We start from the raw sequence: 11,401 nt of genomic DNA on the forward strand, positions 1-11,401 counted from the left end.
GGTGGCCGTGGGAGGACCACCCACTCCCACGGCCGCCCCGCGAGAGGACCCCGATGGCAACCACGACCACCCGGCGGGGCGCCACCCGGTCGCCCCGGGCCGGCACGGACCGCGCCCGGCGGTCCCGCCGGCCGCTCCTGCCGTACCTGCTGCTCGCCCCGGCCATCGTGCTCGAGCTGGCGATCCACGTCGTACCGATGCTGGTCGGCGCCGGGATGAGCCTGCTGGAACTGACCCAGTTCCACATCCGCAACTGGTCCACCGCCCCCTTCGCGGGCCTGGAGAACTACCGTCTGGCGCTCGACGTCGACTCCGCCGCCGGGGCCGAACTGCTGCGCTCGTTCCGGACGACCGTGCTCTACACGGTCGCCTCGGTCGGACTCTCCTGGGTGCTCGGCACGACCGCCGCCGTGCTGCTGCAACGTCCGTTCCGCGGCCGGGGCCTGCTGCGCGCGCTCTTCCTCACCCCGTACGCCCTGCCGGTCTACACCGCCGTGATCACCTGGAGCTTCCTGTTCCAGCGCGACACCGGCCTGCTCAACCACGTCCTCGTCGACCAGCTGCACCTGGTCGACGACCGGCCGTTCTGGCTGATCGGCGACAACAGCTTCGGCGCCCTGCTGGTCGTGTCGGTCTGGCGGTCCTGGCCGTTCGCCTTCCTGTGCGTCATGGCGGGTCTGCAGAACATCCCCGGCGACCTCTACGAGGCCGCCGCGATGGACGGCGCGGGTTTCTGGCGACGGCTGGGGTCGGTCACCCTGCCGATGCTGCGCCCGGTCAACCTGGTCCTGCTGCTGGTGCTGTTCCTGTGGACCTTCAACGACTTCAACACGCCGTACGTGCTCTTCGGCGGTTCCGCACCCGAGCAGGCCGACCTGATCTCGATCCACATCTACCGCAGTTCCTTCAAGACCTGGGACTTCGGCTCCGGCTCGGCGATGTCGGTGGCGCTGCTGTTGTTCCTCCTCGTGGTCACCGCCGGGTACCTGCTGCTCACCAACCGCCGGAGGAACGATGCGTGAGACCACCGCCGAACGCTGGTCCCGCCGGGTCGTGCTTACCCTGCTCGCGGTCTTCGTGCTCGTCCCGCTCTACGTGATGGCCAGCTCGGCGGTCAAGCCGTTGCGGGACGTGCAGAACGCGTTCACCTGGTGGCCCCGCCGCCCCACGTTGCAGGCGTTCGTGGACATGTGGTCGACCGTGCCGCTGGGTCGCTACCTGGTCAACAGCCTGGTCGTCTCCTCGGTGGCGGCGGTCTTCTCGGTCACCGTGGCGATCTTCGCGGCGTTCGCGGTCAGCCGCTACCGGTTCCGCGGCCGGGGGCTGTTCTCGGTGACCGTGCTCTCCACGCAGATGTTCCCCGGCATCCTTTTCCTGCTGCCGCTCTTCCTGATCTACGTCAACCTGGGCAACGCCACCGGCATCCAGCTCCACTCCAGCCGGACCGGCCTGATCGTCACCTACCTCACCTTCTCGCTGCCGTTCTCGATCTGGATGCTGGTCGGCTACTTCGACTCCATCCCGCGCGAACTGGACGAGGCCGCGCAGGTCGACGGGGCCGGGCCGCTGCGCACCCTGTTCCAGGTGGTCCTGCCGGCGGCGGTGCCCGGCGTGGTCGCGGTGACCGTCTACGCGTTCATGACCGCCTGGGGCGAGGTGCTCTTCGCCTCGGTGATGACCGACGAGTCCAGCCGCACCCTCGCCGTCGGCCTACAGGGCTACTCCACCCAGTTCAACGTCTACTGGAACCAGGTCATGGCGGCCTCGCTGGTGGTCAGCGTCCCGGTCGTCGCCGGCTTCCTGGCGTTGCAGCGCTACTTCGTCGCCGGCCTCACCGCCGGCGCGGTCAAGTGAGGCGCCCGCCGAGCGATCGTCGAGTCTTCCCCTGGCTCTAGATTTCTGCCACCATTCATCGACACATTGAAACTTATTGCCCCTGGAGGTGCGATGGTCACCCGTCTGCTCCGAATGGCGGCGGCTACGCTGCTCGCCGCCACCGCTGCCGTGGTCGTGCCGGCGTCCGCGGCGATGGCCGCTCCGACGTTCAAGGTTCCGTTCCCGTGCGGGCAGTCCTGGTCGGGGCAGACCAGGACCGATCACAGCCCGGCCTACGCCGTCGACTTCAACCGCACCGACGACCTCGGCGACCCGGTCGTGGCGAGCGCGCCCGGCACCGTCGACGTGGTGACCGACCTCGGCGGCACCAGCTACGGCAAGTACGTGCGGATCAACCACGGCAGCGGGTACACCACCTACTACGCCCACCTCAACGGCTTCAACGTCTCGGTGGGACAGAGCGTGGGTTACGGGAAGGTCATCGGCTACGTCGGCAGCACCGGCGGCTCGACCGGCCCGCACCTGCACTACGAGCAGCGCCTCAACGGCAACGACATCCAGGTCCGGTTCAACGGCGCGCTCGCGCTGTACTGGGGCACCAAGACCTACACCAGTGACAACGGCTGCTCCAGCGGCGCCGGCTCGGGCACGGTCAACACCAGCGGCACCGCGCTGACCGTCCGCTCGGGCCCCGGCACCGGCTACAGCGCCGTCGGCACGGTCGCCGACGGCACCCGGGTCACCATCTACTGCCAGACCACCGGCACCACCGTCACCGGCACCTACGGCACCAGCAACATCTGGGACCGGATCGGCTCCGGTCGGTACATCGCCGACGCCTACGTCCACACCGGCTACGACGGGTTCATCCCGGGCGTGCCCCGCTGCTAGTCCACCGCCGGTGGGTCGGCCGGCAACCGGCCGACCCACCGGCACCCGTCCGGCCCACCATCGCGTCCCCGAAATCTGGAGTGGTCTTGCTGAACAGAAGACGCCTGCTCGTCACCGCCGCTGCCGCGACGGCCGCGGTCACCGTCGGGCGACCGGCCGCCGCGGTCCTGCCCCAGGTCAACATGGAGGCGCTGATCAAGGCCGCGCAGATCGATCCCCGGCGCGCGGACAGCGCCATCACCACCGGCAGCAAGGACAGCGTGCTGCTGGTGGAACGCGCGTTGCAGGCCCGTGGCCTGCTCGCCAGCACCTACGTGGACGGGCACTTCGGCACCAGCACCGTGGCCGCCTACGCCGCCTACCAGCGCTCCCTGGGGTACTCCGGACTCGACGCCACCGGCCTGCCCGGGATCACCTCCCTGCGGCTGCTCGGCGAGCAGCGCTTCACCGTCGTCCAGACCCTCTCCCCGGGCAGTGTCGTCGCCTTCCGGGGCGTGAGCGTGAACACCCGCACCAGGGCGATGCTGCTGGAGGCGGAGCGGCTTCTCGGCGCCCAACTGGTCATCACCCAGGGCTCCTACACCTCCGGTAACTCGACCTCCGCCGGCACCCACGACGGTGGCGGAGTGCTCGACCTGTCGGTGAGCGGCATGACGACGACCTACCGCACCACGGTCGTGCAGCGCCTCCGCCTGGTCGGCTTCGCCGCCTGGCTCCGCACCCCGTCCCAGGGGGACTGGCCGTACCACATCCACGCCGTCGCGCTCGCCGACACCGACCAGTCCGCGCCGGCCCAGCACCAGGCCGGGGACTACTACCTCGGGCTCAACGGGCTCGCCAACCGCGCCCCCGACGACGGGCCCGCGGTCAGCCCGAAGCGGACCTGGGAGGAGTACCAACGAACCCTCTGAACGGCGGTCGAGCCCGTCGCCGACCCCGGTCAGCCGACGACGGCGAGGACGATCTTTCCGGTCGTACGTCCGGTCTCGCCGATCTCGTGAGCCCGGGCCACCTGGTCGAGCGGCAGCACCACGTCGACCTCGGGGCGCAGCTGCCCGGCTTCGACGAGCGCCGCGACCGCCTTCATCCCCGCGTGGTCGGGTTCGACGATCGTGAAGCCGGCCCGGAGGCCACGCTCGCGCGCCTCCGCCGCCAGGTAGGCCTCCGCCGGTGAGGTGAGCGACACCACGATGCCGCCGGGGCGCAGGGTCCGCAGTGAGCGCGGCCCGTAGTCGCCCCCGATGGTGTCGATCACGATGTCGATGTCGCTCACCGCCGACGCGAAGTCGACCTGCGTGTAGTCGACGACCTCGTCGGCGCCGAGGCCGCGCACGAAGGCGTGCTTGGCCGCGCGGGCCGTACCGATGACGTACGCGCCGTGTGCCTTGGCGATCTGGACGGCGAGGTGGCCGACGCCGCCCGCCGCGGCGTGGACCAGCACCCGCTGGCCGGGGCGCACCCGGGCGGTGTCGACCAGCGACTGGTACGCGGTGAGCGCCGCCACCGGCAGCGCGGCGGCCTCCACGTGGGAGAGCGCGGCCGGCTTGCGGGCGAGATGCCGGGCCGGGGAGGTGACGTACTCCGCGTACGCGCCCGCCGGTCGGGGTAGCCGCGGCATGCCGAACACCTCGTCGCCCGGCGCGAACATGGTCACGCCGAGTCCGACCTCCTCGACCACGCCGGACACGTCCCATCCGAGCCGGACCGGTGTGTCGCCCAGCAGACCACCGGTGGCCCGGTGCCACCAGTCGGTCGGGTTGACGCCGGCCGCGTGGACCCGGACGAGGACCTCCGAGATCCCGGGTTCCGGGCGGTCCACCTCGACCACCTTCAACACCTCGGGTCCACCGAGCGAGTCCTGGCTGACAGCGCGCATGATCATTTCCTGTTGCTCCCGTACGGTCGGCGATTGACGCACCACCAACACTGCGGGAGGCGTGACCGCCCCACGAGTGGCCAGATCGCCAACATGTGAAAGGATCTGGCCATGCATCGTGTCGTCGTCCTCGCCCTCGACGGTGTCTACCCGTTCGAACTGAGCATCCCGGTCCGGATCTTCGGCACCGCGACGGACGCCGGGGGCGACCCGCTCTACGAGGTGGTGACGTGCAGCCTCGACGGCGCCCCGGTCCGGACCAGCGCCGACTTCGCCGTCGCGGTACGCCACGGGGTCGAGGCCGTCGAGACAGCCGACACCCTGGTGCTCCCGCCGTTCGCCTGCGGCCCGACCGAGGACCGGGACCGGCTCCCCGACGAGCTGGCCGGGGCGCTCACCCGTCTCCGACCGGGCGCGCGGATCGTGTCGATCTGCACCGCGTCGTACGTGCTCGCCGCCGCCGGCCTGCTCGACGGTCGCGCGGCGACCACCCACTGGAACGAGGCCGATCGTTTCCAGCGGATGTTCCCGCAGGTCAGGGTCGACCCGGACGTGCTGTTCGTCGACGACGGGGACGTCCTCACCGCGGCGGGGGTGGCCGCCGGCGTCGACCTGTGCATGCACCTCGTGCGTCGCGACCACGGCAGCGAGGTCGCCAACCGGGTGGCCCGCCTCTGCGTCGTCCCGCCCTGGCGCGAGGGCGGCCAGGCGCAGTTCATCGAACGTCCGGTACCCGGGCCCTCGACGACCACCACGGCGGCGACCCGCGACTGGGCGCTCGGCCGGCTCGACCGGCCACTCTCCCTGGCCGAACTGGCCGGCCACGCGCGGATGAGTGTGCGCACGTTCTCCCGGCGCTTCCGGGACGAGGTCGGGATGACCCCCGGCCAGTGGTTGACCCAGCAACGTGTCGCACACGCCCGCCGACTGCTGGAGTCGACCGACCTCCCGGTGGACCGCGTCGCCAGCGAGGCGGGGTTCGGCACCGCCGCTTCGCTGCGCCAGCACCTGACCGCCGCGATCGGCGTGCCACCGATGACCTACCGCCACACCTTCCGCGCCGACCGTCCCGCGCCCACCGCCGTGCCGCGCTGATCGACTTCCCCAGGTCGCCGGACCGGCACCGCGCCCCGGGCCGGACTTGCCGTGGGTGGGCACCGCCCTTGTACCGTCCAGGTCCAGGTCACCGCTGCCGAACCGACCGGAAGGACACCATGAGCCGCTCCCCATCCCCGACCGGGCTGGTCGACGTCACGAACGGTCGGCCGGTCCGCCGGCACCCGGAGACCGGGGCCTACTACGTCGCCAAGGCCGGCTGGCCGCACTTCTGGGGCCGGACCCTGGACGCGCTCGTGGTGATGGTCGTGGCCGGCGTCCTGATGGGCGTGGTCCACGTGGCCCAGCAGGATCTCGCGCTCGGCCAGCTGTCCATCGCCATGTCCTCCAGCACCGGCGTGTACGTCGCCGTCCTGGCCGCAGTCTGGTTCGTGGTCCTCTTCGCGTACGGCATGGTCTGGGGCTCGGTCGGCAGCATCGGGGATGTCGCCTCCGGCATGCGCTCCGTCCGGATCGCCAACGGGCGGCGCTCCGGCGCCTGGCGGGGCGGGTGGCGGGCGTTCTGCTGGTCCTTCGCACCCCTGTACCTGGTGCTGGTGGTCGCCGCCGCCTTCGAGGGCAGCGGTGGGGACAGCTTCGACACCCGGTACGTCGCCATCGACCTCCGGTCCGGCCTCGCGCGGGGCTGGGCGCCCGTTCCCGACCCGAGGGCGGCCAGCCCGGCTCCGCGCCGCGCGTCCGCCTGAGCCGGTCAGGGCCGCTCGGGCACGACCTCGCCGGTGATGGCGCTGGAGCGCTGCGCGACCGCTGCGCTGATCGGTGCGAGCGCCGGCAGGTGCATAAACTGCGGGCCGAAGACCAGCCAGGCGACCGCGACCGCGTACCACGGCGCCGCCGGGCCGTGCAGCATCAGCGGGTTGCCCTCCTCGTAACGGAGGATGAACGACCACTGGGTCAGGTCGGCGGTGAACTCCACCACACCGTTGTGCCAGAAGCTCAGCAGATTGCCCTGGTAGTCCCCGAGCAGCCGCTGGTTGGTCAGGATCATCCGCACCTGCGCCTGGTCCCGCCACTGCGCCGCCGCCATCGCCTGGGCACGGCTGCGGGCGCTGGCGTTGCTGATCGCGTCACCGGCCATGCCGGCGAGCACGAAGCCGGTCGAGCCGAACCAGAGGTGGCTGCTCTCCCGGTACTGCACGACGGTGCCGTAGAAGCGTGCGTACCCCAGCACCGTGTCGCTGAAGATCGTCTCGTCGTGGCCCAGCCGCAGCCCGGTGGGCGGGAGGGCGACCAGCTGACCACCACGCGACAGGTGCTCGTACAGCTGGCAGGCACTGCTCCAGCCGTCGCGCAGCACGGCTTCGAAGGCGGCGGCCGAATCGTTGCGGCGGTTCACGTGCGCTTCCTCCGGCTCTCCAGTGCGGGCTCGTGGCGGCGCAGCGCCCACCGCACCGCCCCGCTCAGCAGTACGGTCTGACCGGCCAGGACGACCATCGCCCAGTTCCAGGCGCCGGTGGTGTGCGCCCAGAGCGCATCCGGCGCGGGCTTCAGCATAATGGCGCGCAGATCCACCGTGGACGCGGCGGCAGCGTAACCCCAACGGGCCGGGGCCAGCCAGGAGAGCTGTTCGATGCCGGCGCGGCCCACCACGTCGAACAGTCCGCCGCAGAGCACGAGCTGCGCCATCACGAGCCCGACCAGCACCGGCATCGTCTGCTCGCTGGTGGACACGTACACGCTGACCAGCAGCCCCAGCGCGGTGGCGGCCAGCGTGGTCAACCAGACCACCACGATCAACTCGACCAGCGGCACGCCCAGCACGAGCGCCTCGCGGGGAGCCGGCCGACCGAAGAGGCCGAGCAGGACGAACAGTGCCGCCTGGAACGCGTTCAGCACGGCGAAGACGATCAGCTTCGCGCTCAGGTAGGCGCCGGGTGCCATACCCACCGCCCGTTCCCGACGGTAGATGGCGCCCTCCCCGACGAACTCCCGGATGCCGCCGGCCAGCCCGATGAAGATCGCACCGGTGATCAGGATGACCAGCAGTTCGGCCGCCTCGGTACTGCGCCCGGGTGGTTGTGCGGGCAGCCCGAGACCGTCGGCACCGGGGACCACGTGCAGCAGGGCGGCGAGTCCCACCGGCAGGCCGAGGGAGAGCGCCGCGTACAACCGGTCGGCGAGGGTGACGGCGACCGTGCGCCGGGAGACGATCGCCATCTGCCGCCACCAGCCCTGGCGCGGCGGCGCGGCGGCGGCCACCGCCCGCTCGGCGCCCGGCGCGGCCAATGCCTGCGGACGGGTGGCCGCGAACCGGGCGGCCCAGACGTCCGGCTCGGCGGCGACCGCGGTGAACACGTCGGCGTACTCGGCCGCACCGAAGAAGTCGAGCAGTTCCTCCGGCGGGCCGAAGTAGGCGACCTTGCCACCACGGGCGAGTACCAGCACCCGGTCGCACACGTTGAGGTGCAACGGGCTGTGCGTCACCACCACGACGGTACGGCCGCGGTCGGCCAGCTCGCGCAGACCGTGCATCACGTCGCGGTCCAGCGCCGGGTCCAGCCCCGAGGTCGGCTCGTCGAGGAAGAGCAGCGACGGCTCGGTGAGCAGTTCCAGCGCCACCGAGGTGCGCTTGCGCTGGCCGCCGGAGAGCGTGTCGATGCGCTGGTCGGCGTGCGCGGTGAGGGCGAGCTGGCCGAGCACCTCGTCGATGCGCCGGTCCCGCTCCGCAGGGGTCACATCGGCACCGAAGCGCAGTCCGGCGGCGTAGCGCAACGCCCGGCGTACGGTCAGCTGACGGTGCAGGATGTCGTCCTGCGGCACCAGGCCGATGCGGTGCCGCAGGTCGGCGTACTCGGCGTAGAGGTCGCGGTCCTGGTAGCGCACCGTGCCCGACTGCGCCGGGCGGTTGCCGGTCAGCGCCCCCAGCAGCGTCGACTTGCCGGCACCGCTCGGGCCGACCACCGCGAGCAGGCTGCACTCGTCCAGCTCGAACGAGACGTCCGCCAGCAGCGTCCGCCCGCCGACGGTGACGCAGAGTCCTTCGGCGCGCAGCGACACCCGGCCGGCGTCGACGTAGTCGTGCAGGACGGCACCGTCGAACACCATCTGGTGGTGCCCGAACGAGAGGAGGTCCCCGCCGGACAGTGCCGCCTGCTCGACCTGCCGCCCGTTGACGTACGTGCCGTTGCGCGTACCGAGGTCGATGACGCGGAATCCGGCACCGTCCCGGACGAGGTCGGCGTGGTGGCGGGACACCAGCAGGTCGTCGAGGACGATGTCGTTGTCCGGCGCCCGCCCGATCCGGACCCGATCCGCGGCCCGGTAGCTGGCCGACGGAACCCGGCCCGCCGCGAACCGCCCGCCGGGTGGTGGCTCGGCGCCGGGTCCGGGTCCGCTCGGCCGCACCTGGGTCGACGGGCCCGGCTGGACCGAGCCGGTCCCCGTCGGTGGGGCGGCGGGAGCCCCGTCCGGGCGGAAGGTGAGCACCGGACCGTCGACCGCGTCGCCGAGCCGCACCGCGCAGGCGGTTGTTATCTCCAGCTCGTGCACCTGACGCCCGTCGACGAACGTGCCGTTGCGGCTGGCGAGGTCACGCAGGTGCCACCGTCCGGTCCGGTAGGTGAGCTCCAGGTGCTCGCGGGAGGCACGCGAGTCGTCCAGGACGATGGAACAGAGCGGATCACGGCCGATGCGCAACGGCCCGCCGGCCGCCGTGACCCGACGTTCCCCGCCCTCGCCGGGTACGCCGACCAGCAACGTGCCGCTCACGCGGTCACCGGTCCGGAGGCGGTCACTTGCCCGCTCTGGGTTTCGGCAGTCGCTTGGCCATCGACGTGGCCATCTTGATCAGGTCGCTCTGGTAGCGGCCACCGACGTAGTCGTTCTGGATCGCGACCTGGAAGAGCACCTGGCCCGACCGGACGAAAATCATCGCGTAGACGCCGCTGGAGCCGCTGACGTAGATCCCGAAGGACTCCTGCCCCAGCTTGGGCACCGTGAACGGCCGCCACCCACACCGCTCGGCCGCCGTACGGACGGCATCGAGGAACGGGTCGGCCGCGGTGCCGTAGAAGCCGGCGACCGCCGAACCGAGGTACGGGTACTGGCCGGTGGCCACCCAGAAGCCGTTGCTGCTGTGCGCCCCGATGGCATCACCACGGACGTTGCCGTCCGAACAGAGCGCGAGCTTGGCCAGCCCGTTGTGCAGCGCGTCGTTCGAGGAACTCGACTTGACCGAGTCACGGCCCTCCAGCTTCATCGCGGACACGACGTCGGCCACCGACAGCAACACCGGCTCCAGCGTGGTCACCTCCGGCGGCGGGGAGGCGCGGTCGATGCTGGGCGTCGGACTCGCCGCGAGGCCGCCGGGCAGTTCGCCCCGGGCGAGGTTCCACACCGACGGTACGCAGCAGGCGACGAGGAGGAGCGCCGCCACGATGCCGATGACCATCGGGACCCTGGACTTCTTCCGGGGCTGGCCGGGTGCCCCGGGAAAGCCGGCGGGCACCGAACCGGGCGGCAGCGGGTAGTGCGACGGCCCCGGCCTCCCGGACAGCCATGCGCCGGGCGGCAGCGGATGGGCCGACGACGGAGCGCCGGGTGGTGCGGAGGTCGGCGGCAGCGCAGAGCCCGACGGCATGGGATAACCGGGCGGTCCGGAGGTGGGCGGCAGCGCAGAGCCCGACGGCAAGGGGTGACCGGGCGGTCCGGAGGTCGGCGGCAGCGCGTGGTTCGGCGGCCCGGGGACCGGCGGCGGAGACTGCTGCGGTGCCCCGCCGACCGAGGTCTCCGGCGGTGCGGTGCGCAGTGCGTCGACCCAGGCCGCTGCGGCGGCCGGCCGACGCTCGGCGGTCACCGCGACCATCGACAGGATCCCGCGGACCACCCGGTCCTGCCCTGGGCCGAGCACCGCGCTGAGCCGTCGGGTCATGCCGTCGATGTCGCCGGGCACCGGCATCTCGCCGGCCACCGCGTAGTAGACGGTCGCGCCGAGGGCGTAGCGGTCCGTGGCCGGGGTGTACTCGCCCCGGGCCAGGGACTCCGGCGCCATGAACGGCGCCGTGCCGTACACCCGGGCGGTACCGCTGGTGCTGCGCAGCCGGACCAGGCCGAAGTCGACGAGGTAGGCCCGCCCGCTGCCGGAGACCAGGATGTTGGCCGGTTTGATGTCCCGGTGCAGGACCGGGATGCCGTCGGTTTCCTGGCCACTGTGCAGATAGTCGATCGCCGCGGCGATCGGTGCGAGCGGGCGGAGGATGTCCAGCCCACGTACCTCGCCGCTCTCCAGCATCTCCTGGAGGCTGCGGCCTTCGATCCACTTCATCACGAAGTACAGTCGCGGCGTGGTGTCCGTGGTGGTCTCTCCCGCCGGATGCGGCGACGAGCCGACGAAGACCTCCTTGACCTTCACCAGCGCCGGATGTTCGAGTTGGGTGGCCAGCGCCGCCTGGAGCCGGAGCCCCTCCAGGCCGCGGTCGGTCCGGTCCTCCGCGGGTACCCGGAGGATCTTCACCGCGTACGAGAACGAGACGTCCCCGTGGCGCTCGCGAGCCCGCCAGACCTCGCCCTCGCCGCCAGCGGCCCGCCGCTCGATCAGCTCATACCGGTCCGGCGCGTCCGGCGGTCCCACGTGGTTGTACTGCCCATCCGACACGACGAGCATCCTGCCAGCGTCGCACCGACGAAGACAAAAACGTGCTCGTATCGTCAGCCTTCGGCACCGTCCACCCACGACCACCGGCG

Annotated in this window: 10 protein-coding genes; 6 read left to right on the plus strand and 4 right to left on the minus strand. The window is 71.7% G+C overall.

Features of this window, described 5'->3' with window-relative positions; translation table 11 throughout:
* The first annotated feature begins 53 nt into the window (after positions 1–53).
* The 4 genes from IGA62_RS29375 to IGA62_RS29390 all read left to right on the plus strand — a co-directional run bounded on the left by IGA62_RS29375 (position 54) and on the right by IGA62_RS29390 (position 3,638).
* Positions 54–1,022: a carbohydrate ABC transporter permease gene (locus tag IGA62_RS29375; protein ID WP_145817389.1), complete on the plus strand. Its 969-nt coding sequence runs from the start codon at positions 54–56 to the stop codon at positions 1,020–1,022.
* On the plus strand, positions 1,015–1,854 hold the full coding sequence (locus tag IGA62_RS29380) for a carbohydrate ABC transporter permease (protein ID WP_145817387.1): 840 nt from the start codon (positions 1,015–1,017) through the stop codon (positions 1,852–1,854). The genes IGA62_RS29375 and IGA62_RS29380 overlap by 8 nt, the downstream gene beginning before the upstream one ends.
* A gap of 93 nt (positions 1,855–1,947) precedes the next feature.
* Positions 1,948–2,727 carry a M23 family metallopeptidase gene (locus IGA62_RS29385; RefSeq protein ID WP_232624823.1) on the plus strand — a complete coding sequence of 260 codons (780 nt, stop codon included), beginning with the start codon at positions 1,948–1,950 and terminating at the stop codon, positions 2,725–2,727.
* A gap of 86 nt (positions 2,728–2,813) precedes the next feature.
* Entirely contained in the window at positions 2,814–3,638 is an 825-nt protein-coding gene (locus IGA62_RS29390; protein ID WP_232624824.1) for a peptidoglycan-binding domain-containing protein, read from the plus strand.
* Between the two features lie 29 nt (positions 3,639–3,667).
* Here IGA62_RS29390 and IGA62_RS29395 read toward each other — a convergent pair whose 3' ends face one another.
* Positions 3,668–4,603, minus strand: a complete 936-nt coding sequence (locus IGA62_RS29395; RefSeq protein ID WP_186499811.1) for an NADP-dependent oxidoreductase — start codon at positions 4,601–4,603, stop codon at positions 3,668–3,670.
* Between the two features lie 111 nt (positions 4,604–4,714).
* On the opposite strand from IGA62_RS29395, the gene IGA62_RS29400 reads away from it, so the two are divergent.
* Both IGA62_RS29400 and IGA62_RS29405 read left to right on the plus strand, forming a co-directional pair.
* Positions 4,715–5,698 carry a GlxA family transcriptional regulator gene (locus IGA62_RS29400; RefSeq protein ID WP_145817383.1) on the plus strand — a complete coding sequence of 328 codons (984 nt, stop codon included), beginning with the start codon at positions 4,715–4,717 and terminating at the stop codon, positions 5,696–5,698.
* Positions 5,699–5,817: 119 nt separating this feature from the next.
* Positions 5,818–6,405 (plus strand): RDD family protein, encoded by a 588-nt coding sequence (locus IGA62_RS29405; protein ID WP_198501153.1) that lies wholly within the window; start codon positions 5,818–5,820, stop codon positions 6,403–6,405.
* Positions 6,406–6,410: 5 nt separating this feature from the next.
* Here IGA62_RS29405 and IGA62_RS29410 read toward each other — a convergent pair whose 3' ends face one another.
* From IGA62_RS29410 to IGA62_RS29420, 3 genes are read right to left on the minus strand one after another with little or no spacing between them, the layout of a single operon-like run.
* Positions 6,411–7,055: a hypothetical protein gene (locus IGA62_RS29410; RefSeq protein ID WP_145817382.1), complete on the minus strand. Its 645-nt coding sequence runs from the start codon at positions 7,053–7,055 to the stop codon at positions 6,411–6,413.
* A complete protein-coding gene (locus tag IGA62_RS29415; protein WP_145817380.1) occupies positions 7,052–9,427 on the minus strand; it encodes an FHA domain-containing protein in 2,376 nt (791 codons plus the stop codon). Before IGA62_RS29415 ends, IGA62_RS29410 begins: the two co-directional genes overlap by 4 nt.
* A gap of 22 nt (positions 9,428–9,449) precedes the next feature.
* Complete coding sequence (locus IGA62_RS29420) at positions 9,450–11,321, minus strand: serine/threonine protein kinase (RefSeq protein WP_145817378.1); 1,872 nt, start codon at positions 11,319–11,321, stop codon at positions 9,450–9,452.
* Between the last annotated feature and the right edge of the window lie 80 nt (positions 11,322–11,401).

Origin of the sequence: Micromonospora sagamiensis, assembly GCF_014680085.1 — a bacterium.
Classification (GTDB): domain Bacteria; phylum Actinomycetota; class Actinomycetes; order Mycobacteriales; family Micromonosporaceae; genus Micromonospora; species Micromonospora inyonensis.

What these genes read in the sequence shown, in the direction of transcription:
- IGA62_RS29375 (WP_145817389.1), top strand. Translation starts at nt 54, where the DNA reads ATGGCAACCACGACCACCCGGCGGGGCGCCACCCGGTCGCCCCGGGCC.
- IGA62_RS29380 (WP_145817387.1), top strand. Translation starts at nt 1,015, where the DNA reads ATGCGTGAGACCACCGCCGAACGCTGGTCCCGCCGGGTCGTGCTTACC.
- IGA62_RS29385 (WP_232624823.1), top strand. Translation starts at nt 1,948, where the DNA reads ATGGTCACCCGTCTGCTCCGAATGGCGGCGGCTACGCTGCTCGCCGCC.
- IGA62_RS29395 (WP_186499811.1), bottom strand. Translation starts at nt 4,603, where the DNA reads ATGCGCGCTGTCAGCCAGGACTCGCTCGGTGGACCCGAGGTGTTGAAG.
- IGA62_RS29400 (WP_145817383.1), top strand. Translation starts at nt 4,715, where the DNA reads ATGCATCGTGTCGTCGTCCTCGCCCTCGACGGTGTCTACCCGTTCGAA.
- IGA62_RS29405 (WP_198501153.1), top strand. Translation starts at nt 5,818, where the DNA reads ATGAGCCGCTCCCCATCCCCGACCGGGCTGGTCGACGTCACGAACGGT.
- IGA62_RS29420 (WP_145817378.1), bottom strand. Translation starts at nt 11,321, where the DNA reads ATGCTCGTCGTGTCGGATGGGCAGTACAACCACGTGGGACCGCCGGAC.